The organism is Paenibacillus sp. FSL L8-0436, assembly GCF_038593025.1.
Classification (GTDB): domain Bacteria; phylum Bacillota; class Bacilli; order Paenibacillales; family Paenibacillaceae; genus Paenibacillus_AQ.
On record NZ_CP151955.1, the window covers coordinates 1139152 to 1162990 of the forward strand.

Genomic DNA, 23839 nt, shown 5'->3' on the forward strand with positions numbered 1-23839 from the left:
AGGTACGATGCGAGCTGCTTAGCTGCTAAATAAACAAGGGACGGTGTGAGAGGAATGGAGAGAAAGTTTGGAGCTGTAGAAGCGTTAGCGTTCGCCTTTGTTCTCTGATTTCAACCGCAGCTGGCGGTTCAATAATAGAAATCAGAGAACAACAGCGATCGGAAGCCCAAACATTTCTCGTAATGACGACAACCACCGGACCATCAAAGCAAAGGAGGAAACCTTCATGGATTCAGTGACAAGCGTGCTTGGCGGCCCGGGGAGTTACCCGATATCTGCTGTCATCATTGCTCAGGATGACGAAATTCGAATATCCAAAGCAATTCAATCCTGCCGACTTTTCGCCGACGAGGTGGTTGTAATCGACGGAGGAAGCAAAGACGGGACGGTGCAATTGGCCGAAAGCCTGGATTGCCGGGTATACGTCAACCCATGGCCCGGATACGCGAAGCAAAGAGAATTCGGAGTGGAACGCGCCGTCCATGATTGGGTCTTCCTGATTGATACCGATGAAGTGGTCAGCGATGAGCTGGCCAAGGATATTCTTGAGCGCAAGCCGGCGCTGACGGACCGGGGCGTAGCTTACTCGCTATACCGGATCGGTGATTTTCTGGGCAGATGGCTGGATAAGGGCGAATATCTGGTGCGGCTGTACAACCGCAAGGAGTACGGCATCCGCAACTCCCTGGTGCATGAAATGCCCGAGGTGTTGGAGGAACGGACGGTTCGCTTGAACGGAACGCTCTGGCATCAGGGCTTCCGCAGCATCAATGACCATGTAACCCGGTTTAATAAATACACCGACCTGGAAGCGCAGAGCGCTTATGCGAGCGGCAAGCCGTTTAAGCTGAGAAATCTGCTGCTGCGGCCGCCGGCACGGTTCCTGCAGAAATATTTTCTGCATGGTTTGTTCAAGAAAGGCATTGCAGGGTTCGCGGTATCCGTATTTTGGGTGATGTATGAATTCATGGTCGGCTTCAAGCATTACGAATTGAACAGCTCCGGCAAGCTGGCCCAGCACAATGCACAGGGACAGGCCGAGAAGGAAAAGAAAGGGGAGAGAAGCTATGCCGTACAGTGACGGATTAAACATTATGACGACAGGCCTCAGTTGGCCTTCGTTACAGCCCGGCGGGCTTAACACTTATTTTAAATCCGTTTGCGAGCAGCTCTCCTCACGCAACCAGGTGCATGCGCTGATCTGCAGTCAGGAGACGCCGTCCACCTCGAAGGAACTGATTATTCATAACGCCGGTGATCCCAAGGAAACGATCTGGAAGCGTAAGGATGCCTTTCAGCGTAAAGCTGCAGATTTGATGGGCAGCGGGAGCGGGCGCATTGATATTCTATATACCCACTTCGCACCCTACGGCGTTGGGCCGGCGATGGAAGCGAAGAAGCGGGGGATTCCGGTGGTCATGACTTTTCATGGCCCATGGAATGAAGAGATGAAGATCGAAGGCCAGGGCATTAAACACCGGGTCAAAACAACGATTGCCAAATCTATTGAACGCAAGGCCTACAAGCTGGCCGACCAGTTCATTGTACTTAGCGAGTATTTCCGCGACATGCTGCACAGTTTGCATGGTGTGCCGCTGCACAAAATCATCGTGATCCCGGGTGCAGCCAATGTGGAGCGGTTCATCCCTGCCAGCAACCGGCTGGCTGTCCGCCGGACGCTGAATTTGCCGGAGGGAGCAACGACGGTACTGACAGTCCGGCGGCTGATGAACCGGATGGGGCTGCTGCAGCTTTTGGAAGCCTGGAAGCAGGTATCCGAGCGGTTTCCGAACGCGATTCTGCTGATCGGAGGCAAAGGTCCGCTGCGCGGAGAGCTGGAAGAAAAAATCTCCGATTATGGTCTCAGTAACAAAGTCAGGCTGCTTGGCTACATTCCCGATCATGAACTGGCCTCCTACTACCAGGCTGCTGACATGTTCGTGGTTCCTTCACAGGCACTCGAGGGCTTTGGACTTATTACCGTTGAAGCACTGGCTTCCGGTCTTCCGGTTATGGCTACTCCGGTCGGAGGCAATAAAGAGATTCTGCAGGGGTTCCGTCCGGAGCTGCTGTTCAAGGGTTCGACCAGTGATGATATGGCGGAGGGTATGATTCATATGCTCAGCAACCGCAAGCTGCTTCCCGGTCGTGACGAATGCAGAAACCATGTGCTGGAGAAATACACCTGGCAGCATGTGGGCGATCAAGTGGAATCGGTATTCCTTCAAACATTGGGAAAGGGTGTGGCTGCAGGATGCTAAAAGTTGCTTATATTGATCACACCGCCAAGTGGAGCGGAGGAGAGGTTGCGCTGTTCAACATTCTCACCAACATCGGCAAAGAGATTCAGCCGCTGGTCATCCTGGCCGAAGAAGGGGCGCTGGCTGAACGTCTGCGGGAAAAAGGCATCGACGTCCGCATCATCCCGCTTGATGAGAGCATCCGTAGCCGCGGCAGAAATGCCGTCAATCTAGGCGCTCCGGCTGCGGCGTTCAAGCTGCTGGCTTACGGCCGCAAGCTGGCGCCGCTGCTCAAACAGGAAAAGGTGGATTGTGTGCACACCAACTCCCTGAAATCCGCCTTCTACGGTGCAGTTGCCGCGAAGAAAGCGGGAGTGCCGCTGATCTGGCATATCCGGGACCATATCGGTGCCCCGTACCTGAAGCCGGTTGTCGCCAAGGCGATCCGGCTGCTGTCACGCCTGCTTCCCAATGGCGTGATTGCCAATTCCCATTCCACGCTGAATGCGCTGGAGCTGCCGCGCTCGAAGAAGACACTGGTGGTCTACTCCGCTTTTGCCAAAGCAATCGGCGAAAGCATCGGCAGACGGGACCAGAAGGATTTCAACGTCCTGCTGGTGGGCCGGCTGGCGCACTGGAAAGGCCAGCATATCGTGCTGGAGGCTGCCAAAGCGTTCAAGGATGACAGCCGTGTCCAGTTCTGGCTGGCCGGTGATGCCTTGTTCGGGGAAGAGGAATATAAACAGGAATTAATTCAGAAGATGCAGCAGGATGGGCTTACCAACGTCAAACTGCTGGGTCATGTGGATGACATACAAGGCCTTATGAAAACTGCTGATTTGCTGATTCACACTTCGATTACCCCCGAGCCATTCGGCCAGGTTATTGTCGAAGGCATGGCGGCTGGACTGCCGGTAATCGCCTCCAATGAAGGCGGCCCGGTAGAGATTGTGGTTCCCGGTGTAACGGGACTGCTGATCCAGCCTGGAGACCCAGTCGTACTTGCAGATTCCATCACCTGGATGCTGAACCATCCCGAAGAGCGAAGAAGGATGGCGGAAAGTGGAATGAAGCGGGTAAAAGAGCATTTTGTCATCGAGAATACGGTCAAGGACATCGTCGCTTATTACAAAGGATTGCTCGCCGCAACCTGAGCTGTTTTTCCGGACAATGCTAAAGCTTAAGGGCACCGTTCCTTCCATGCATTCACTACTTGATGATGCTGCTCCATAAAACTTTGAGGATGATTTACATGAAAATTGCGATAGCGCACGATTACTTAATCCAAATGGGCGGAGCGGAAAGAGTGGTGGAGGTCTTTCACCACATGTATCCGGAGGCTCCGATCTTCACGACGGTTTTTAACGGAAGCCGCCTGACCGACAACCTCAAAGATGCGGATATCCGGGCCTCCTGGCTGCAGAAGATCCCGGGAGTGAAGGCCAATTTTAAAGGGGTATTGCCGCTTTATCCGATGGCCATTCGTGATTTGGACTTTAGCGGGTACGATATCGTCCTGAGCTCCAGCAGTGCTTTTATGAAAAGCATAAAGGTTCCCGAATCCACGTTTCATCTATGCTACTGTCATACGCCAATGCGCTTTGCCTGGGATTATGACACGTACATGGAGCGGCAATCGAATTCCGGACTGTTCAAAAGACTGCTCAAGGTCTATATGCAGCGGCTCAAGACCTGGGATCAGCGGACATCCAAAAATGTTAACCAGTTCGTGGCTAACTCTTCCGTAGTGAAGACGCGGATTCAGAACTATTACCATAGGGATGCCGATGTGATCTTCCCGCCGATCAATACAGCCCGCTTCACCAGTTCCAGCTCTATCGGCGACTATTACCTGATCGTCTCCCGGCTTGTATCCTACAAACGGATCGACCTGGCAGTGGAGGCTTTTAGCCGGAATGGCCTTAAGCTCTATATCGTCGGCGACGGGCCGGACCGTAAGCGTCTGGAAGGAATGGCCAAAGATAATGTCACTTTTCTGGGCCGGCTGGAGGATGAAGAGGTCACGGGCCTAATGTCGAAATGCCGGGCGTTTATTTTTCCGGGAGAAGAAGATTTCGGAATTACGCCCCTGGAGGCGAATGCCGCAGGAAGACCGGTCATTGCTTATCAGGCCGGAGGGGCGCTGGATACCATAGTCCCTTATGTCAATGGCGTATTCTTTCAGAATCAGGAAGTGGATGATCTGCTGAAGGCTATCCACGAAGTGGAGTCCTATGCGTGGGACATCAGCAAGATTATGGGGCATGCGCATAAATTCGATGAACAGACGTTTATGGTTCAGTTCAAGCAGTATGTGGAACAGGCCTACGTTAATTTTCTTAAAGGAGGATGATTATATGAAGCTGGCAGTAATCGGTACCGGCTATGTCGGTCTTGTATCTGGCGTATGTTTTACACTTAACGGGAATCATGTCATCTGTGTCGATAAGGATGAGGAGAAAATCAATAAATTGAACCGGATGGAATCCCCCATCTATGAGCCGGGTATTGAGGCGCTGATCGAAATGAATCTCCGTGAGGGCAGATTATCCTTTTCGGCGGATCTGCAGGAATCGGTGCGCCTTTCTGATATCGTCATCCTCGCTGTAGGAACGCCTTCCCTGCCGGGCGGCGAAGCAGATTTAACGTATATCGAGGGAGCAGCCACAGAAATTGCGCAAGCGATGGAAGGCTACAAAATCATCATGACCAAGTCGACCGTCCCGGTTGGCACAAATGAAAAAATCCGCAATCTGATTGCTTCCCACACGAATCATCCCTTCGATATCGTCTCCGCTCCCGAATTCCTGCGTGAAGGCTCGGCGATCCGCGATACGCTTCATCCTGACCGGATTGTGATTGGTCTGGACAATCCGCTTTTGGAGCCAACGATGCGCCAGCTTCATCAAGGCTTCACTGAAAATATCTTCGTAACGGATATCCGCAGTGCGGAAATGATCAAATATGCATCGAACGCTTTCCTGGCAACCAAAATCTCTTTTATCAACGAGATTGCCAATATTTGTGAAAAAGTGGGAGCTGATGTAACCGAAGTGGCAGAAGGCATGGGGATGGACCGGAGAATCGGCTCAAGCTTCCTGCAGGCCGGAATTGGTTATGGAGGCTCCTGTTTCCCGAAAGATACCAATGCGCTGATCCAGATCGCAGGTAACGTAGACTATGAGTTCAAGCTGCTGAAATCGGTGGTTGAGGTGAATAAAGGACAGCGGTTTATGATTATTTCCAAACTTCATGAGTCGCTAGGCAGCCTGCGCGGCGCGGTTATCGGAATTTGGGGGTTGGCCTTCAAGCCGAATACCGATGATGTACGCGAGGCACCTGCCCGGGAAATCGTCGAAGCGCTGGTAGCGGAGGGAGCTACAGTGAAGCTATATGATCCGATTGCCGCCGATAACTTCAAAATGCAATACGATCATCCGCAGCTCCGCTGGTGCGGCCTGCCGGAAGAGGCGGCAGAAGGCAGCGATGCCGTATGCCTGCTGACCGACTGGAGCCAGTTCAAGGATATCGACCTGCATCGCTTGGCGGGCAGTATGCGCCGCCAGGTTCTGATCGACGGCCGCAACGTCTACTCCAAGGAGCAGATCGAAGGCACCGGCCTGGAGTACCATTCCGTCGGACGCCCGCAAATGGGCGGACTGAGCGGGTATTCGGCCAGCGTGGCTGGTGCGATCTAAGCCTCAAGCTTGCTCTGCTAAGTTCCCAGCTCTGTAAAGCACTTCGCTCTTACCTGCCGCCAAACAAGCGGCGATGCCGGATCTTTTAGCAGGGTGCTTCGCCTGCGGGTGAAGCGAATAGTTAGGCTGTTGGCAGGTACGGAGAGGAATTTTGGAACTGTAGGAGCGAATGCGTCCGCCTGAAAGCTTTCCGCAGGAAAGCTCGCTTCGGAAGCCTATGCAGTCTGCGGATTTCCACCGTGAACAGCGGTATAAATCAAGAAATCTGCAGACAACAGCGGCCGAAAGTCCAAACATTCCTTGCAGTGACTCTCATAACAGCTAAGTCTTATGCTTTTCACGTTTGAAGCAACCAATAACAATCCGATATTTTCGCGTCAACACATAATGAGGAGGGTTCCATATGAAACTGGTACTTCTATCAGGCGGTTCAGGTAAACGTCTCTGGCCATTGTCTAACGATTCACGTTCGAAGCAATTTCTGAAGGTACTTGAGAGTCCGACGGGTGAACCGGAATCCATGGTGCAACGGGTATGGCGGCAGCTGGAGGAAGCTAATATGTCGGGTTCGGCTTATCTGGCTACCGGCCGCAGCCAGGTGGAAATGATTCAGAGCCAGCTTGGCAGCGAGGTGCCCATCATCGTTGAGCCGGAACGCCGCGATACGTTTCCGGCGATTGCCCTGACAGCAGCCTACCTGTATTCCATGGAAGGCGTTTCGCCAAGCGAGACCGTGGCCATCCTGCCGGTCGATCCTTATGTGGAAGCCGCCTTCTTCGATACAGTTGTGCAGCTTGAGCAAACGATGCAGGAGAGCGGAGCGAACCTGGCGCTGATGGGTGTAGTACCCGAGCATGCTTCAGAAAAATACGGATATATCATTCCTACCAGCGCTGAGGCGGGAGCAAGCGGCTATCTGCAGGTAAGCCACTTCCAGGAGAAACCTGACCGTGAGCAGGCCGAGGAACTGATCAGCCGGAATGCCCTCTGGAACTGCGGCGTGTTCGCGTTCCGTCTGGGTTATCTGCTTGATATTCTGCAGCGCAAAGGATTGCCGCTGAACTACGAGGAACTGCAGAAGCAGTACAAACTGCTTGCTTCCATCAGCTTTGATTACGAAGTGGTGGAAAAAGAGGAGAAAATCGTTGTTCAGCCTTATGCCGGATTCTGGAAGGATTTGGGCACCTGGAACACGCTGACCGAAGAAATGAACAGCAACCACGTGGGCAAAGGGTTCGTGACGGCCGATTCCGAAGGCACTTGCCTGATTAATGAGCTGGATATTCCGATTACGGTGATCGGCGCGAAGGATCTGATTATCGCTGCCAGCCCGGACGGGATTTTGGTTACCCATAAAGCGGAGAGTCCGAGAATCAAGGAAGTGCTGAAGTCTTTTGAACAAAGACCGATGTACGAAGAACGCCGCTGGGGCCATTATAAGGTCATAGATTATGTGAAATACGATGAGGGAAATGAAGTGCTGACCAAACGGATTTTTATCGAAGAGGGTAAAAATATCAGTTACCAGCTGCACCATAAACGCAGTGAAATCTGGACATTTGTCAGCGGTGAAGCAAGCATTGTGATTAATGAGAAGATGCATAATGTGAAGGCAGGAGATGTGGTGCGTATACCGGAAGGCACCAAACATGCGATCCTTGCGCTGACGGATGTAGAGTTTATCGAGGTACAGACCGGTTCGGAACTGGTGGAAGAGGATAACATCCGCATCACCTTGGATTGGGAAGATATAGCTTTGCAACAGTTTATCTCTTAGGCCTAAATAATCTATTTAACCAATTTTTACAGATCCAAAACAGGTATTTAGAACCATTTATTAATTTATTTTTATTAATGCTCTAAATAAAAACTTCATAGGGACGATACTTACGGTAAGAGGGATAAATCCTTCCAAAACGACAAAGGCAAACCTAATCGAAAGATAGGGACGCAAAGCCATAGGGCCTTCGCAAGAGTGGCAGCCTGGCTACCGAAAGGAAGATCATTTTGAAAACTTACCGTAAGTCTCGTCTGCTGTCCGCCTTGCTGTCTCTTGCCGTATTGTTAACCGCTGTGCCTTTAGGATTTGGGCTGTCGCCTTCAACCGCAGAAGCCTCATCAAGCACAGCAGTGCCGGTTAATCCGGACGCTTCAGCCGAAGCTGTCAAGCTGCTTAGTAACCTCTATTCCATTACCGGAAAAGGGATTATCTCTGGACAGCACGATTATTTGGAGAGCCCGGATGAATTCAGCAACAAGTTGAAGGGAACAAGCGGAGAATATGCTGCTCTTCACGGATATGAGCTTGGCGTAATTAGCGGCCAGTCGGAGAGTACAGCTGCATCGCAGCGCAAGAATGTGATGAACAGCGCGATCAACTGGTACAAGAACGGCGGCATTGTCGTAATGACCTTTCATCAGAATCTGCCCGGGACTGCCTACCTCTGGTCCAATGTGCAGAAGCCGCTCAAACAAGAGGAATTTAACAAGTATGTAACGCCGGGCACGGCAGAATACGCCAGCCTGATCACGGATCTGGATAAAGTGGCGGTGTCGCTCAAAAGCTTGCGGGATGCAGGCGTTCCTGTACTTTGGAGACCTTATCATGAAATGAACGGCGACTGGTTCTGGTGGGGGAAGAAAAGTAATTTTGCTGAACTGTGGAATATTATGTATGACCGTTTCGTGAACGTTCATCAATTAAACAATCTGTTGTGGGTATGGAACCCCAATGCACCGAATGCCTGGTCTGATCCTTATGCGCTGACCTATCCGGGCGCAAGCAAAGTGGATGTTCTTGCAGCAGATATATATGATAACGACTATATGAATAAGTATTATGACAGTTTGCTTAGTCTGGCTGCCGGTAAACCGATAGGTATTGGTGAAAACGGTGAGATGCCCAGCACGGCCAAACTGAAGCTCTCCCAGAAAAATTTCGTTTTTATGATGAACTGGGGAAAAATGCTCTATGAGAAAAACAGCACAACTACGATTAAGAGTTTCATGAATGATAGCTATACACTGACCCGGAATAAATATAAGAGTTGGAGTGCACCAGCCGCTGCGCCAACACCGACAGCAACACCAACGCCGACAGCAACGGCAACACCAACGGCGACACCAACGCCGAAGCCGACGGCAATGCCAACGCCTGACTCTAATGATTCAGTGGAAGCGCCTGTGGTGAGCGGACTTAAGGGAGAGTACTTCAAAAACATGACGCTTTCCGGTACGCCCGCCTTGGTGCGCAATGATGCATTGCTTAACTTTAACTGGCGCCAGGGTTCGCCGGATCCTTCAATCGGTATAGATTCCTTCTCCGTCCGCTGGACCGGTCAAATCAAGCCAACGTATAGTGAGACTTATCAGTTTTTTACCACTTCGGATGACGGTATCCGCGTTTATATTAACGGTAAAGCTGTCATTGACAGCTGGATGAAACAGAGCGGAGCCGAGCGTACCGGAAGCATCGCTTTAACAGGCGGTCAGTTGTACGACATCAAGGTCGAGTATTACGAGAATGCCGGCGATGCGAATATCCGCTTAATGTGGCAAAGTCAAAGCCAAGTCAAAGGGACGGTTCCGGCCAGCGCATTGTTTGTGAATGCCGGGGCAGCTGCTGCCAGCCAGACAGAATTGGACAGTACACTCAGCCTGGTTGCAAAACCGGTTTTAGCGGCGACAGCAGCACCAGCCGCAACAGCAACAGCAACAGCAACAGCAACACCGACGCTTGCACCAACACCGGTGCCAACAGCAACAGCAACGCCGACACCTGCGCTGACAGCAACACCAACACCGGTGCCAACAGCAACACGGACATCTGCGCCAACACCGGTGCCAACAGCAGCACCGACGCCAGCAGCAACGCCAACACCGGTGCCAACAGCAGCACCGACGCCAGCAGCACCAACACCGGTATCTACGCCAGCATCAACACCGACAGCAGCACCTGCTGAGAATGGGCTAAAAGCAGAATATTTCAATAATATGCTGCTGTCAGGCACTCCGGCACTTGTACGTAACGACGCCATTCTTGATTTCAATTGGCGTCTAGGCACCCCGGATCCTGCAATCGGCATCGATTTCTTCTCCGTACGCTGGAGCGGCAAGATTAAGCCGCTCTACAGTGAAATGTACACAATCTATACTACTTCAGATGACGGCATCCGCGTTTGGGTCAATGACAGTCTTGTGATTGACAGCTGGATGAAACAGAGTGGAACCGAACGCATGGGAAGCATCAGCCTGAATGCCGGGCAGCTATATGATATTAAAGTGGAGTATTACGAGAATCAAGGGGATGCCAGAGCGCGTCTAATGTGGGAAAGCCCAAGCCAAGTGAAGGGTACTGTTCCTGCTAGCGCCCTGTTTCTTCCTTCCGCTTCCTAAGCAGAGCGACTGGTTAGCTTCTGTATTCACCGGCGGGTGCTGGTTAAGACGTTACAATTATAATTCCTAAAGTCCACTCTTAGTGGCCCTGCTTATCAGCAGGGCTACTAAGCTATAGCCCCCATTTGGCCTCGGGATGTATGAACCTGCATAGGGAACGCATCCTGTGTGCCGTGGCGGCATTTCGCTGGAGAAAGGAGATTACGATTTGAACACTTACCGCAAGTACCGCCTGTTTAATACGATTTTACCTCTTATATTAATATTTTCCCTGCTGCCCTGGTCAGAAGCGAGGAGTCTTCCGGTTCCCCGGACGATAGTTACACCTGCTGCTGCCATCACTCCCATCAATCCCTCAGCTTCCGAGGAGGCTGCCGATCTGCTCAGCTATCTGGTTGATCTTGGAGGCAAGGGAATGATATCCGGGCAGCATGACTATTTGGAGACCCCGGATGAATTCAACAATAAGCTGAAGCATGCAAGCGGACAATATGCCGTATTGCATGGTTATGAGCTGGGAGCGATTAACAACCAGCCGGAGGGCACCATCGTGAAGCAGCGCCAGAATGTCGTGAAGAGTGCGATCAAATGGCACCAGGGCGGCGGAATTGTGGCGATGACCTTCCATCAGAATTTGCCGGGCACCTCCCCGGAATGGGCTAATGTGCATATGAGCCTGAGCCAAGAGGATTTTGATGCTTATGTTACGCCGGGCACCCCGCAGTATAAGAACCTGATTGCTGAGCTTGATGATGTAGCCGAATATTTGGGAGACCTGCGCGATGCGGGAGTGCCTGTGTTATGGCGCCCTTATCATGAGATGAACGGCAACTGGTTCTGGTGGGGGCAGAAGGACAACTTCACCGAACTTTGGGATATTATGTATAACCGTCTGGTGAATGTTCACAAGCTGGACAACCTCCTGTGGGTATGGAATCCGAATGCGCCTAATGAGTGGTCGGATGGCTATGAGCCATATTATCCCGGTGCCGGGAAGGTTGACGTTCTGGCGGCGGATATTTATAACAATGACTATAGACAGTCTTATTATGAGAAGCTGCTGAAGCTGGCCGACGGCAAGCCGATCGGGATCGGTGAAAGCGGAGAACTGCCAGACCCGCTCATATTGTCCCGAACGCAGAGTAAATGGGTATATACCATGACATGGGGGAAAATGCTGACCGAGAAAAATAACCTCGAACAGATTAAGAACTTTATGAGCGATGATTATACCGTGTCGCGGGATGATTATAAATTAACGCTGGTCGGTAAAAACAATAACCCGGCCCCGGTATCGCGAACCGGATTAACGGGAGAATATTTCAACAATATGGAGCTGTCGGGCAAAGCCGTCCTGGTCCGCAACGACAATAAGATCGACTTCAACTGGCATGGAGATTCACCGTCTTCAGGAATTGGCGAGGATGCCTTCTCGGTGCGCTGGAGCGGCAAAATCAAGCCGGTTTACAATGAGAAATATACTTTCATAACCTCCTCGGATGACGGGGTACGTGTATGGATCGACGGCAAACTGGTCATCGACAGCTGGAAGAAGCAAAGTGGTGTCAGCCGTGAAGGAAGCATAGTCCTGGAAGCGGGAAGCTCGTACGACATCAAGGTTGAATATTACGAGAACAGTGGAGATGCCAGTATTCGCCTTATGTGGAAGAGCCCAAGCCAGAAGCAGGCGGTTATTCCCAAAGGCGCGTTGACTTCCAAATAATGAAATGAAAGCAATAAGTCATTGTGAGGCAGGCACCCCGGAAGAAAGCGAGGACAAGGAATGAGGACTAGAACTAAGAAGAACAAGAATAAACCTCTACATCTACTGTTAAAATTCGCAGCTTTAACCCTCTTGTTTCTATTGTCTGTTTCTATCTTCGGAGATGACGGGACGAAGAGGGCTGAGGTGGAGGTTGACATGTCCAAATTGTCCGCAGCGAAAGATGCAGGACCCGCATTGCCGGACGGAACTGTGCTGTGGCAACTGGGCAAGCACGACGGAACAGCCGGTGAATTTGCGGCTGCCGGCTCTTCAGCCGCTAAGGAGGCATTTAAGGTTGCCTCCGTTTCGGCCAAGACTGCGGAGCTCCAAAGTGTGCCCTCCGGTCTTAGAGGCGACACTAATCCTGAGCTGAGGATTATGTATAAGCTGGATAAGATCCCGGTCAACGGGGTCTTATTTCGCGTAAGCATCATAGATGCCTATAAATCCGTTCCGCAAATGAGCGTATTCTCCAACCGGCAGCTGTCGGGGATTATCCAGATTGCAGGTGTTGCCGGTACAGACAGCAAATATACGTTCCGCAAAACGTATGAGCTATATATCCCGAAAGAGCAGCTGGTGGCTGGAACCAACGAACTAAAGCTGCAGGCAGCCCGCGGGATCTATTCCTCCGATTTGGAGGATAAGTACAACTGGTGGACCTGGGATGACCTTAGTCTGGAGTCGCTGAATGCTCCAATCAAGGAGCCGATTCATGGCAGCTACACACTGACGGGCACCATGGTGAACAATAAGCAATTTTATTTTGACGAAGGTGCAGTTACGCATCTGCCTTATATTATGAAATGGCTTGGAGTAGCTTACAGCGGCAATATTATGCGCACCAGCTGTGCCAGCGATGTCGGCCGCTCCTGTTCGAATATGGAGGAGTACTACAAGGTGCTCAAGGATTACAACATGCAGGCCGTTGCGCTGTATTTATATACCGGTGATATTAAGCTTAAGGCGGATGGCTCACTGCCGGATGACGCCGAGAAGAAACTGACTGATTATTTCCGGAAGTACAGCCCGTACTTCCAATATTATGAGGTGGACAATGAACCCGGCCTGTTCAATCGTTCGAAGGCAGTGAACCTGGCGATTGCCAACTGGCTGAACGAGAAGGGCAAAACTATAGCTCCCCATCTGCAAACTGTGGCACCGGGTTGGGCCTATTGGCCGAGTTATAGTGCGGATTCCTGCGGCAACCAGAAAGGCACGCTTAAACAGTGCGGCGATCCGGACGGTTGGGAACGTGATTCGGAGCAACGCAACGAGCTGGAGGAAGTGACGGATTTAACGAATGGACACTCTTATGGCGAATCCTATATTTTCAGCCATGGAGGAAGCTTTACCGAGAATCTGAAAACCTTTGGCGGAACTGCGGACGGCCTCGGCAAAAAAATGCTGACGACGGAGTTCGGCACTTCAGACACACATGTAGATGCCTACCAATACGGGGCGGCTGAACGGACATCGGCGGTCTTCGACCGGATTATGCGCGGTCATATCGGCTACGCGGATATGTTCATCCAGCATGCCGCCTTCTTCAAGAATTTCAGTCTGTTCAAGTATGGATTCAATCTGGAAGAGCATGATCCGGCCAAAACAGAGATCTACTATACCAAAGAAGGCGAGGATTCCCGGGTCAGCATTATGAGAAGGCTCAGCCTGACTTATGCTACCCACGGAGCCCCGTTAAGTTATGAAATTATCAATAAGGATGATCTAGCCGACAAGCTGCTATATGTACGTGCTGTTGATACCTCAACACTTGAGCCTCAACCCGGAAGCAAAGCCACCTCCAACAAGGTGCTGGTCAATTTCGTCAACTTTGAGGATACACCGCAGACGGTTCATGTGAAAGTAAATATGCCGAAGAAAACCGTGTATGAAGGTGAACGGTTCGGCAGCGGTGATTCATACGAGGCGGCACGCAGCTATGTATCCGGCAAAAGCGCTACACCTGTACTGGAGTTTACCGAGACCTTAGCTCCGGGCGAAGCGGTGCAATATATCCTGCAGCCATCCTCCGAGGTGGCGGATGCTGCACCGCAGAGCTTTAGAGCTGCTGCAGTCAAAGGTTTGTCCGTAAAATTGAACTGGCTGGAGGCCCCTGGAGCAAGCTATGAAGTGCTCCGGGCCGACGGCTCAGGCACAGACCTGAAGGTTATCGCAACGGGGATAAAGGATACGGAATACACCGACAGCAAGCTGCAGGAAGGAACATTATATACGTACGCGGTTAGGGTGCCTAGTTCCAGCGTCATGTCGGAGAAGACACAGATTACAGCAACAGGACTGGTTCCTTTGGACCGTTCGCAGTGGAAGGTATCCTCCAATGTCAATACCGAGGCGTCCTATCCCGGAAATGCGATTGACGGAGACCGTCGCACACGCTGGGATACAGGTAAACATCAAGCCTCCGGAGAGTATTTGCAGGTAGATCTCGGGAAGGAACATAGTATAGAAGCGGTGGAAATGGATTACACATTATCTTCTTATGATTATCCACGGGGATATGAGCTTTATGTATCGGATGACGCCAGCAATTGGAAGCGCATAGCTTCCGGAAAAGGGAAGCTGGAGAAGACCAAGATTGAGTTTGCCAAGGTGAATGCGCGGTACATCAAGATTCTGCAGACCAGCTCGGGAGGAAATTACTGGTCCATTCAGGAGCTGCAGATTTTTTCAAGAGAATAGAGATGTTGGGATTGGGCTGGCCGCATTTTTAAGAGAACTGATGAGGGCATGAAGTTATAAGAAATTTATAAAGAAACCGAGGACTGCCCTGTTCCGTTCTTATCGAAATTGCGGCAAAGATTTATGAATTCACTTTCGGAGATATGTCCGTGTTTATACAGCGCGTGGAAGCTTTCTTTTAGGTCAATTGTGCCTTCGTGCTTCATTCCTAACTGGTTTAGCAAGCTGCGAATAGAAAATTCTAATCTCATCAACTAAGCTCCTCCGCGAATATCTAAAATTAGGTAATTCATGTAAGCCTACTTTACTACTAATTCAAAAAAAAGAATGTCACTATGTGTCGGTGATAAAACTAATATTTTAAGTACTTTTGACTCATTTTACTCGTTTTTGACTAGGCTGCAGAGGAATATGTTGAAATGTATTCAGCAGACTAGAGAAGTATACATAAGAATTGCAAGAGGAGCAGGAATAAAAAATAATCACGACAGCTCCCTTAACTAGCGGAACCGCCGTGATTATAATGGATATTGATTCATTGTTGATCATTGTCGCCAGAACCGGCGGCCGCCCTGTTCTGAACTACCCGCTCCAGCAGCATGCGCACAAGCTCTAAATCCTGCTCTTCCAAAGGAACACCGTCCCAATGCAGCTGATGCTGGTTAAGGATCTCTCTGGCATTGTTCGTGATTTCCATGGGGTCGGGGTTATCGGTAAGGCCGATGAGATAATCTGAGGTAGTGTGAAGCTTCTTGGCAATCAGTTGAGTATTTTCAAGGGTAGGCTGACGGTATCCGGATTCATACCCGGCATACGTACTTTTGGCGACGCCAACCGCTTCAGCAACCTCCTGCATGGAGAATTTTCTTGTTTTTCGTAGCTGTTTCAACCGTTTAGCAAACATCTGCATGCCTCCAATTGCGGGTTCCAACATGATTGGATATAGGCGTAATTCGTATTGAATCATTTTTGGATATTATACCATAAACATAACTGAACGAACATCCATCGCTTTTCCAACTGTCAAACCGCTTGGGAAACTCCCCCGCACATCCCCCGGTACTTTACGAGTGTTCTATTTTCAAGGGAGAAATATAGAATTAACAGTGGTCACCTGTTTGTTTACGGTTTTGCTCTGGAACGTGGAATTGTATACGGTGATTGTTCCCCCCACAGGTAAGTCAGTATTATAGATAGCCACTTTGCTGTATCCAACGGTAGAGGCCATGAATTTGCTGTTGTACACTTTCACCTTTGCATTCGACAATACCGCGATATCCGCTTTGGGATCACCGGTATAATTGGCAGAGCCGTTGTTCTTAAAGATTGAATTGACAATCGTTACCTCCGCATAATCTTCAACATGAACACCTTGTCCCCGGATATGAATAAAGCTGGAGTTTTTGATGACAATGTCTTTTGCGGACAAGGCAACGCCTACTCCAAATCCCGCCCAGCGGGAAGGGCTGGTGTTGGTATCAAATACACAGTTCTCGATGACCCAGTCACGGCTTGGGGCATTGATTTCAATCCCGTCACCTTTGATATTCACAAACCGGGTATTCAGGATCTTAACCTCGTAGCTCGGATTTATATTCGACAGAATGCCATAGCCGGAATTTTCGAACAGGCTGTTAAATACAGTTAGCCGGTTGACTGTTACCGCATTCTGAATCCCTTGAACGCTGCATTCGAATCTGACGTCAATAATGTTGATGTCGTCCCCGTTCGGCATAATGCCAATGCGGGCTTTAATCCCGATGCCTTGAACACTCTGTTTGCCGAGCAGGCGCAGGGCGGCTTCATCCTTGTTATCATTGCGGATCAAGGTAGCATCGCTTCTGCCTGCACCTAGAATGGATATATTTTCAGGGACATGAATAGAGTTGATTAGATAAGTCCCTCTGTCGAAATAAACCGTGCCGCCCCCCGAATCCTGCGCAGCCTTTACAGCCTTGGCGATACTCTCCGTATCATTAGTGACTCCGTTCCCTACGGCCCCGTAATCCTTCACCTTGAACATCGGAATGGCAAAATCCTGAACACTTCCTGCGCCCGTATCGCTGCTCCAGGCTTTTTCCGGAGCCTTATTCCAAATGAGTCCCACAGCCAGAGCTGCAGTAAGGACGGCAACCAGGGGCAAAGCTATTTTCCAGCGCATCATGAATCCCTCTCCTTAATGAAATGGTTTATGAGTAACTTTGAAAAACTTTTTTTCCTGAAAAGAAAACATTAATTGTTTACAAAGTTATTCTAAATGAATATAATAATTTTGACAAATACTCCTAATGAATAATATATGGCGATAATCATTCGATGTCAGAATATGTGAAGAATGAAAGGGAACATGAGAGGAAATGGGATAAGCGTCTTTTAAAAATATAAGAATTTATATGTTTCACACGATAACTTATCCTTCTATTTCTCGCTGAAACGGTACCGTCCTTAAAAAGGACGGCAAAGCCGTTTCCACTTGATAGAGATTAGGCAAGGAATATTTTTTTTAGTTACTTGGTCGCGATATGAATAACTTTATTTAAATTATTAAACATTTATTCTCGATGAGAACCATGAGAGGGAGGCCAGTCCTCTTTAGAGCGGCAGACGTCAACCTTCATTAGCATATGTGCCCCGCCAACTGTTGGTGCGGCAGCAACAGCGGACAAACGCTGAGATTCCGTAGATCATTGCCTGCATTTTTCGCAGGATCAAAGGTAATGCCTCCTGTACCTATATCACTGGAGACACTCGGTCATGCTGTGGGTGCTGATACCTTAGACGTTAATCGTCAAGGGTGTGACGTGAGGAAGGGTTAAATGCCCGCTTATTGCAAGAATTCAGTTCGTCAATAAAGAAACAAGGGATGTGTTCGGGATGAAAAAGGTAAGAAAGGCTATTATTCCAGCAGCTGGGCTTGGAACCAGGTTTCTTCCCGCTACCAAAGCAATGCCGAAGGAAATGCTTCCGATCGTAGACAAGCCGACCATTCAATATATTGTGGAAGAGGCGATTGCTGCGGGCATTGAGGACATTATCATCGTTACCGGAAAAGGAAAACGCGCCATAGAGGATCATTTCGATATCGCGTTTGAGCTTGAGCATACCTTGTTTGAGAAAGGGAAGCTGGAGCTGCTGGAAGAGGTGCGGCGTTCCTCCCAGGTGACTCTTCACTATATCCGGCAGAAGGAAGCCAAGGGGCTGGGGCATGCCGTATGGTGTGCGCGCAACTTTATTGGAGATGAGCCGTTTGCCGTGCTGCTGGGAGACGATATTGTGCAAAGCGACGTTCCGTGCACCAGACAGCTGATTGAACAGTATGAAAGCCTTGGGAGATCAGTCATTGGCGTCCAGACGGTACCTGCCGATCAAACGAACCGTTACGGTATTGTAGATCCGCTGCGGGCCAGAGGGCGGCTGTACGAGGTGGACCGTTTTGTGGAAAAGCCGGCTCTAGGCCAGGCGCCTTCCAATCTGGCGATTATGGGACGGTATGTGCTTACACCGGACATCTTTGATTTCCTGGAAAGCCAGGAGACCGGAGCAGGCGGTGAAATTCAGTTAACGGATGCCATTCAAAGGCTCAATACGGAGCAGGGCGTATATGCCTATGACTTCCAGGGAGTACGGTACGATGTGGGCGAGAAGCTCGGGTTTATTCTGACGACGATTGATTTTGCCTTGAGAAGACAGGATCTGAGGCATGAACTGTTAAGTGCTCTCGGGGAAATTGTGGATAGAGAACACACCAGTACGTATGCAAAGTCAAGAGGTGAATAATAGATGATACCTTCCAGTCAAAGAGAAGAGGAAACGGCCCTGTATGCTAAAAGGTACTATCCGGCAGTACGTCGTGCCGGAGGCAAGCCGGAGACATTATATCTATTTAATAAACGGGTCTTTGACATTGCGGCATCTGCGGCGGCACTCCTTGTGCTGTCTCCCCTTTTCCTTATTCTTGCGCTGGTTATCAAGCTGGAAGATCCCCGCGGCTCCGTATTTTTCGGGCAAACCAGGGTCGGGAAGGCGGGGCGTTTGTTCCGGATTTACAAATTCCGCTCGATGATTGCCGATGCGGAAGCGCTTCTGCCGAACCTGTTGAACCAAAATGAAATGAGCGGCCCCATGTTCAAAATGAGAAATGATCCGCGGGTGACCCGGGTAGGCAGATTTATCCGCAGAACAAGCATTGATGAGCTTCCCCAGCTGGTAAATGTGCTTAAGGGTGATATGTCGCTTGTCGGCCCAAGGCCGTCGCTTCCACGCGAAGTGGAGAAGTACTCGGAATACGACAGGCTTCGTCTATCGGTCACACCGGGATGTACAGGGCTTTGGCAGGTGAGCGGGCGGAGCGGACTGAATTTTAAACAAATGGTGGAGCTCGATCTGCTCTACATTGAGCAGAGAACGCTGGGTCTGGATCTCAAGATTATGTTTATGACGGCCTGGCAGCTGGTGAGATCGAAAAATGCATTCTAAATCATTTATAACGGGGTGAAGCGTATGGATCGCCATTCGAGAATATACGTAGCGGGGCATCGCGGTCTGGTCGGTTCGGCCATCGTCCGCGCACTTGAGAAGCAGGGCTTTCATAATCTTGTCCTCCGTTCCAGAACAGAACTGGATTTGCGCAACGGCGCTGAGGTGGACCGTTTTTTTGAGGATCAGGAGATTGAGTATGTATTCCTTGCTGCGGCCAAAGTGGGAGGAATTGCAGCTAACAACGAACAACCTGCGGAATTTATCCGTGACAATCTGCTCATTCAGACCCATGTCATTGATGCGGCTTACCGTAACGGGGTGAGCAAGCTGATGTTCCTGGGATCGACCTGCATTTATCCAAAGCTGGCTCCGCAGCCGCTCAAAGAAGAATATCTGCTGACCGGAGAGCTGGAGCCGACCAATGCGCCCTACGCAGTGGCCAAAATCGCCGGCATCAACATGTGCCAGTCTTATAACAGGCAGTATGACACCCGGTTCATTTCTGTGATGCCGACGAACATTTACGGGCCGAATGACAATTTTGATCTGTATTCGTCCCATGTGCTGCCCGCGCTGCTGCGCAAATTCCATGAAGCCAAGGAACAGGGCAGCCCTTCGGTGGAAGTGTGGGGCACCGGCAATCCGAAACGTGAATTCCTGCATGCGGATGATCTGGCGGAAGCCTGTCTCTATCTGATGGAGCACTACGAGGGCAATGATATCGTAAACATCGGTGTAGGGGATGACATTGCGATCAGAGACCTTGCACTGCTGATTAAGAAGGTTACCGGCTACGAAGGGGAAATCACCTTCAACACATCCGTTGCGGACGGTACCCCAAGGAAGCTGGTGGATGTGTCCAGAATCAACGCCCTTGGATGGAAAGCAAGAATTGGGCTCGAAGACGGGCTGCATGATGTGTACGCTGATTTTCAACATACGTATGCTGTGAAAAAATAATGATGCGGGGGAATTCATCAATGAAGAGAGCTTTAATTACGGGCGTTACAGGGCAAGACGGGTCCTATCTGGCGGAATTTCTTCTCTCCAAGGATTATGAGGTATTCGGACTGCGGAGAAGAACGAGCACGCCCAACTATGAAAATGTGTACTCTATTAAAGATCGCATTCATTGGATTTCCGGAGATTTGACCGATTTGGCTTCACTGATTGAAGCGGTGAGAATCGCGGACCCGGATGAGGTATACAACCTGGGGGCGCAGTCGTTCGTAGCCGCATCGTGGCCGCAGCCTTTGCTGACGAGTCAGATCACCGCCGTTTCCGTTACCAATATGCTGGAGGCGGTCAAGATTGTGAAGCCGACGGCCAGATTCTATCAGGCCTCAAGCAGTGAGATGTTCGGCAAGGTCGTAGAAACCCCGCAGCGGGAGACAACCCCTTTTTATCCGCGCAGCCCTTATGGTGTAGCCAAGGTGTACGGCCACTGGATTACCGTCAATTACCGGGAGAGCTTTGACATGTTTGCCTGCTCGGGGATTCTGTTCAATCATGAATCGCCAAGACGCGGACTGGAGTTTGTCACCCGCAAGGTGACTGACGCCGTTGCCCGTATCAAGCATGGGCTGCAAAGCGAGCTGCGGATGGGCAATCTGGATTCCCTGCGGGATTGGGGCTTTGCCGGGGATTATGTCAAGGCGATGTGGCTGATGCTCCAGCAGGAGGAGCCGGATGATTATGTTATTTCAACAGGTGAAATGCACACGGTCCGCGAGCTGCTTCAGGTGGCCTTTTCGTATGCCGGACTCGATTATGAGCAGTATGTGGTGATCGATCCTGAATTTGTCCGCCCGGCTGAGGTCGACCTGCTGCTGGGCGATTCCTCCAAGGCGCAAACCAAGCTGGACTGGAAGCTGGAAGTCGGCTTCCATGAGCTGATTCATATGATGGTGGATGAAGATATGAAGCGTGTCGCTGCTGAGATCCGCTACCACGATGCCTTTACTTTGGTGAACTAATATTTCGATACAGCATAGGTGATCTAACAGGGGACGGCGCTGCCGTCCTTTAATCAAATAGTGAAGGCTGAAAGCGGGTGAGTGCTCTGTGACCGCACTGAGATTGAGGCTGGCAGGGTTGAGACGCAATCGCGATTTCAATAACGTCATTTACAGCCTGCTTTCTTATTGTATTACTCCTGTCGTTCTGTTCATTTCAACGCCGCTGCTGCTCAGGCATCTGGGTGATCAGCAGTACGGGCTGTGGATTCTTATCCAATCGGTGCTTAATGTGCTGGCGGTATCGAATTTCGGTCTTGGCAATGCGCTGATCAAGCTGGGCTCCGAGAGTGACAGCGAAGAAAGATTTAATGCCCTCTTCCGGGTAACGCTTACGCTGTCGGTCATTCTGGCGGTGTCGGCGATTCTTTTTCTTCTTCTGTTCGGCACTTATATTTTTCCTTTGCTGGTGAAGGCGGAAGGGCTGGATACCGTGCTGTCCGTCTCCTATTTTCTTAGCGGAATCATCGGCATTCGGATCATCAACGGCATTCTTTCCGGTGCCTACATGGCTAAGCAGCGTTACGATCTGAACAGCAAGGTGAATATCGTATTCAACCTGGCGAGCTCGATTGGCTTCACCATACTGGCCGTCATGTATGGAGACTTGTATCTGCTGGTGCAGTGGATGTTCGTGTTTACGGTGCTGCTGGCGGTATGCAATGTCTTCGTTACACGCAAGGCGCTTCCCGGACTTCGATTTGCTCCCTATTTCGAGCGGGACAGCTTCAGAAGGCTGTTTCATTACGGGATTTATTCCTGGGGCCAAATGTTGATCAGCACGCTGAATGCCCAGATGGACAAATTGATTATCGGGGGATTTCTGGGTGCCAAAGTACTGGGGTACTACACGGTTTGCATGCAGGTGGTAGTGAAAATCCATGAAATTCCCGCTGCGGCCGGAGGATATTTACTGCCTAAATTCAGTTCACTTTCCAAGAGTGATGACCGCCGGGAAATCAGGAGGACCTATCATCAGTCACTGGTCATTGCTATTTCATTCGTAGGAGCTGCGGGTTTGGCAGCCTTTGTGCTGGCCAAGCCGATTCTGTCCCTATGGATCAGCCCGGAGTTTGCTGAAGCCCATTATGTGCTGTTCCAGGTGCTGGTATTGTCGGTATCTCTGGGTGCACTTGGTGTAGTCCCCTATTATTGTCTGAATGGAACCGGGTACGTCAGGCTTAATACTGCAATTTCGCTACTCACCACACTGGTGACAATGGGTCTGTTTGTTCTATTGATCCCGAGATATGGTGCCATAGGCATCGGCCTGGGTAAATTTGTCGGCATACCGCTGGTTGTCTTCTCCCTGTATTACGTGGAGAAAGTGGTTCTGAATGGCAGCAGTCAAAGGAGGGAACCGGTTCGTGAAGGGACGATGGAAAACATCTGAAGAGAATCATCAGAAGAAGTACCTGTTCTTTGATTTGCTGAATACCGGACATCATTATCAATATAATCTGGCTGTGATGAAGGGGGTATTGAAGGGGGCGCCCTCCAGTGAAGTCACATACTATTCCAGTAGACTGGAAGAGAGCAGGCAGGCGGAGCTTGAGGCAGCAGGGATCAGTTATCAGCGGGCGGTGGAAAGACGGTACCACCGCTATATGCCGTCCATGCTGGTCCGGGCGCTGCTTCTGCTGCAGGTGCTGCGTTTTGCTTACAAGCATAAGTCCGTTCTGCATCTGTTATATCTGGATACGCTGATCATTCCGCTGGTGTTCCTGATTCCTGCGCTGAGGGGGATGAAAATAACAGCGACGCTTCACTGGTATCCGCCAAGAGAGAGCAAGCGCAGGCTGCTGAGGAATCTGCTGCGGCGTCAACATCTCGACAAGCTTATTGTCCACGGGGATTATCTGAGGAAGCAGGTGCTGGAACTAACCAGCGTGGAGCAGTCAAGAGTAAGCTCTATCGTGTATCCCAACCTGCATCCTGCTGTGGTGCAGGAAACCGTTCAAGCGCCCGGCACCCATGCCAGCCAAGTGGCTGCGGAGTCCGTGCCGACCTTACTCTGCTTCGGCGGCCTGCGGTATGACAAGGGAATTGACCTGCTATTGGAAGCAGCCGGGAGACTAACCGGCCAGTCGTTCTCTATCCTTGTCGCAGGCAGGGAGCAGGATTTCACACGCGGCGATTTGGAGCAGATCATCCGCGACAAGGGACTGGAGCACAAGGTAGAGCTATGTTTGGAATATATCCCGGATCATGAGGTGCCGTTATATTTCGAGCGGGCGGATATCATTGTGCTGCCTTACCGCAAAATGTTCTCCGGCCAAAGCGGACCGCTGACCGAAGCGGCGGCCAGAGGCAAGGTGATTATTGGACCGAGCCACGGGGAAATCGGGTACTGTATTGAGCGTTATGGACTGGGGGTCAGCTTCCGGGCGGAGGATATCAGCGATCTTGGCGACAAAATCGTCTATGCCATACATAACATGGATGAACTCCGCCGGAAATCACAAAGCTCGGAGTATAAGGCGCTCCTGTCGCCGGGTATTTTCGAGCAGCGGTATTTCGAGGAGCTTGCCGGGTAGGAGGGAG

The 23839-nt window shown here is 50.6% G+C and carries 18 protein-coding genes and 1 riboswitch; of the genes, 15 read left to right on the plus strand and 3 right to left on the minus strand.

Translation table 11 applies throughout. The features are described 5' to 3' along the window. Window positions 1-226: 226 nt before the first annotated feature. From NSS79_RS05255 to NSS79_RS05295, 9 genes are all read left to right on the plus strand, one after another. Entirely contained in the window at window positions 227-1081 is an 855-nt protein-coding gene (locus NSS79_RS05255; RefSeq protein ID WP_038586505.1) for a glycosyltransferase family 2 protein, read from the plus strand. Then, entirely contained in the window at window positions 1068-2261 is a 1194-nt protein-coding gene (locus tag NSS79_RS05260; RefSeq protein WP_038586508.1) for a glycosyltransferase family 4 protein, read from the plus strand. Before NSS79_RS05255 ends, NSS79_RS05260 begins: the two co-directional genes overlap by 14 nt. Next, entirely contained in the window at window positions 2255-3394 is a 1140-nt protein-coding gene (locus NSS79_RS05265) for a glycosyltransferase family 4 protein (protein WP_038586511.1), read from the plus strand. Before NSS79_RS05260 ends, NSS79_RS05265 begins: the two co-directional genes overlap by 7 nt. 98 nt (window positions 3395-3492) lie before the next feature. Next, window positions 3493-4593 carry a glycosyltransferase gene (locus NSS79_RS05270; protein ID WP_038586514.1) on the plus strand — a complete coding sequence of 367 codons (1101 nt, stop codon included), beginning with the start codon at window positions 3493-3495 and terminating at the stop codon, window positions 4591-4593. A 4-nt stretch (window positions 4594-4597) separates the two neighbouring features. Next, window positions 4598-5938, plus strand: coding sequence for a UDP-glucose/GDP-mannose dehydrogenase family protein (locus NSS79_RS05275; protein ID WP_038586516.1), 1341 nt, complete (start codon window positions 4598-4600; stop codon window positions 5936-5938). Window positions 5939-6341: 403 nt separating this feature from the next. Beyond that, the gene (locus tag NSS79_RS05280) at window positions 6342-7715 is read left to right on the plus strand and encodes a sugar phosphate nucleotidyltransferase (RefSeq protein ID WP_341090052.1); all 1374 of its coding nucleotides are present in this window, start codon (window positions 6342-6344) and stop codon (window positions 7713-7715) included. A gap of 137 nt (window positions 7716-7852) precedes the next feature. Next, a riboswitch (cyclic di-GMP riboswitch) is annotated at window positions 7853-7933 on the plus strand. Between the two features lie 12 nt (window positions 7934-7945). Beyond that, on the plus strand, window positions 7946-10333 hold the full coding sequence (locus NSS79_RS05285; RefSeq protein ID WP_342438549.1) for a PA14 domain-containing protein: 2388 nt from the start codon (window positions 7946-7948) through the stop codon (window positions 10331-10333). Between the two features lie 208 nt (window positions 10334-10541). Next, window positions 10542-12056, plus strand: coding sequence for a glycosyl hydrolase (locus NSS79_RS05290; RefSeq protein WP_342438550.1), 1515 nt, complete (start codon window positions 10542-10544; stop codon window positions 12054-12056). 198 nt (window positions 12057-12254) lie between these two features. Beyond that, window positions 12255-14801 (plus strand): discoidin domain-containing protein, encoded by a 2547-nt coding sequence (locus NSS79_RS05295; protein ID WP_342438551.1) that lies wholly within the window; start codon window positions 12255-12257, stop codon window positions 14799-14801. A gap of 65 nt (window positions 14802-14866) precedes the next feature. Here the strand turns inward: NSS79_RS05295 and NSS79_RS05300 are convergent, their stop codons facing one another. The 3 genes from NSS79_RS05300 to NSS79_RS05310 form a co-directional block, all read right to left on the minus strand. Then, window positions 14867-15052 carry a hypothetical protein gene (locus NSS79_RS05300; RefSeq protein ID WP_038586524.1) on the minus strand — a complete coding sequence of 62 codons (186 nt, stop codon included), beginning with the start codon at window positions 15050-15052 and terminating at the stop codon, window positions 14867-14869. Between the two features lie 284 nt (window positions 15053-15336). Then, window positions 15337-15705: a helix-turn-helix transcriptional regulator gene (locus NSS79_RS05305; RefSeq protein ID WP_342438552.1), complete on the minus strand. Its 369-nt coding sequence runs from the start codon at window positions 15703-15705 to the stop codon at window positions 15337-15339. Window positions 15706-15882: 177 nt separating this feature from the next. After that, window positions 15883-16965 (minus strand): right-handed parallel beta-helix repeat-containing protein, encoded by a 1083-nt coding sequence (locus tag NSS79_RS05310; protein WP_342438553.1) that lies wholly within the window; start codon window positions 16963-16965, stop codon window positions 15883-15885. 710 nt (window positions 16966-17675) lie between these two features. Here NSS79_RS05310 and galU point away from each other — a divergent pair. The 6 genes from galU (at window position 17676) to NSS79_RS05340 (ending at window position 23832) form a co-directional block, all read left to right on the plus strand. After that, window positions 17676-18578: a UTP--glucose-1-phosphate uridylyltransferase GalU gene (gene galU / locus NSS79_RS05315; RefSeq protein ID WP_076109987.1), complete on the plus strand. Its 903-nt coding sequence runs from the start codon at window positions 17676-17678 to the stop codon at window positions 18576-18578. Between the two features lie 3 nt (window positions 18579-18581). Beyond that, the gene (locus tag NSS79_RS05320; protein ID WP_342438554.1) at window positions 18582-19277 is read left to right on the plus strand and encodes a sugar transferase; all 696 of its coding nucleotides are present in this window, start codon (window positions 18582-18584) and stop codon (window positions 19275-19277) included. Window positions 19278-19301: 24 nt separating this feature from the next. Next, window positions 19302-20240 carry a GDP-L-fucose synthase gene (locus NSS79_RS05325; protein WP_342438555.1) on the plus strand — a complete coding sequence of 313 codons (939 nt, stop codon included), beginning with the start codon at window positions 19302-19304 and terminating at the stop codon, window positions 20238-20240. 20 nt (window positions 20241-20260) lie between these two features. Beyond that, window positions 20261-21256, plus strand: coding sequence for a GDP-mannose 4,6-dehydratase (gene gmd / locus NSS79_RS05330; RefSeq protein ID WP_038586541.1), 996 nt, complete (start codon window positions 20261-20263; stop codon window positions 21254-21256). Window positions 21257-21374: 118 nt separating this feature from the next. Next, window positions 21375-22688 carry an oligosaccharide flippase family protein gene (locus NSS79_RS05335; RefSeq protein WP_342438556.1) on the plus strand — a complete coding sequence of 438 codons (1314 nt, stop codon included), beginning with the start codon at window positions 21375-21377 and terminating at the stop codon, window positions 22686-22688. Beyond that, a complete protein-coding gene (locus NSS79_RS05340) occupies window positions 22663-23832 on the plus strand; it encodes a glycosyltransferase family 4 protein (protein ID WP_342438557.1) in 1170 nt (389 codons plus the stop codon). Before NSS79_RS05335 ends, NSS79_RS05340 begins: the two co-directional genes overlap by 26 nt. Window positions 23833-23839: the final 7 nt, after the last annotated feature.

What these genes read in the sequence shown, in the direction of transcription:
- NSS79_RS05260 (WP_038586508.1), top strand. Translation starts at nt 1,068, where the DNA reads ATGCCGTACAGTGACGGATTAAACATTATGACGACAGGCCTCAGTTGG.
- gmd (WP_038586541.1), top strand. Translation starts at nt 20,261, where the DNA reads ATGAAGAGAGCTTTAATTACGGGCGTTACAGGGCAAGACGGGTCCTAT.
- NSS79_RS05320 (WP_342438554.1), top strand. Translation starts at nt 18,582, where the DNA reads ATGATACCTTCCAGTCAAAGAGAAGAGGAAACGGCCCTGTATGCTAAA.
- NSS79_RS05275 (WP_038586516.1), top strand. Translation starts at nt 4,598, where the DNA reads ATGAAGCTGGCAGTAATCGGTACCGGCTATGTCGGTCTTGTATCTGGC.
- NSS79_RS05280 (WP_341090052.1), top strand. Translation starts at nt 6,342, where the DNA reads ATGAAACTGGTACTTCTATCAGGCGGTTCAGGTAAACGTCTCTGGCCA.
- NSS79_RS05255 (WP_038586505.1), top strand. Translation starts at nt 227, where the DNA reads ATGGATTCAGTGACAAGCGTGCTTGGCGGCCCGGGGAGTTACCCGATA.
- NSS79_RS05325 (WP_342438555.1), top strand. Translation starts at nt 19,302, where the DNA reads ATGGATCGCCATTCGAGAATATACGTAGCGGGGCATCGCGGTCTGGTC.
- NSS79_RS05265 (WP_038586511.1), top strand. Translation starts at nt 2,255, where the DNA reads ATGCTAAAAGTTGCTTATATTGATCACACCGCCAAGTGGAGCGGAGGA.
- NSS79_RS05305 (WP_342438552.1), bottom strand. Translation starts at nt 15,705, where the DNA reads ATGTTTGCTAAACGGTTGAAACAGCTACGAAAAACAAGAAAATTCTCC.
- NSS79_RS05270 (WP_038586514.1), top strand. Translation starts at nt 3,493, where the DNA reads ATGAAAATTGCGATAGCGCACGATTACTTAATCCAAATGGGCGGAGCG.
- NSS79_RS05310 (WP_342438553.1), bottom strand. Translation starts at nt 16,965, where the DNA reads ATGATGCGCTGGAAAATAGCTTTGCCCCTGGTTGCCGTCCTTACTGCA.
- galU (WP_076109987.1), top strand. Translation starts at nt 17,676, where the DNA reads ATGAAAAAGGTAAGAAAGGCTATTATTCCAGCAGCTGGGCTTGGAACC.
- NSS79_RS05300 (WP_038586524.1), bottom strand. Translation starts at nt 15,052, where the DNA reads ATGAGATTAGAATTTTCTATTCGCAGCTTGCTAAACCAGTTAGGAATG.
- NSS79_RS05295 (WP_342438551.1), top strand. Translation starts at nt 12,255, where the DNA reads ATGTCCAAATTGTCCGCAGCGAAAGATGCAGGACCCGCATTGCCGGAC.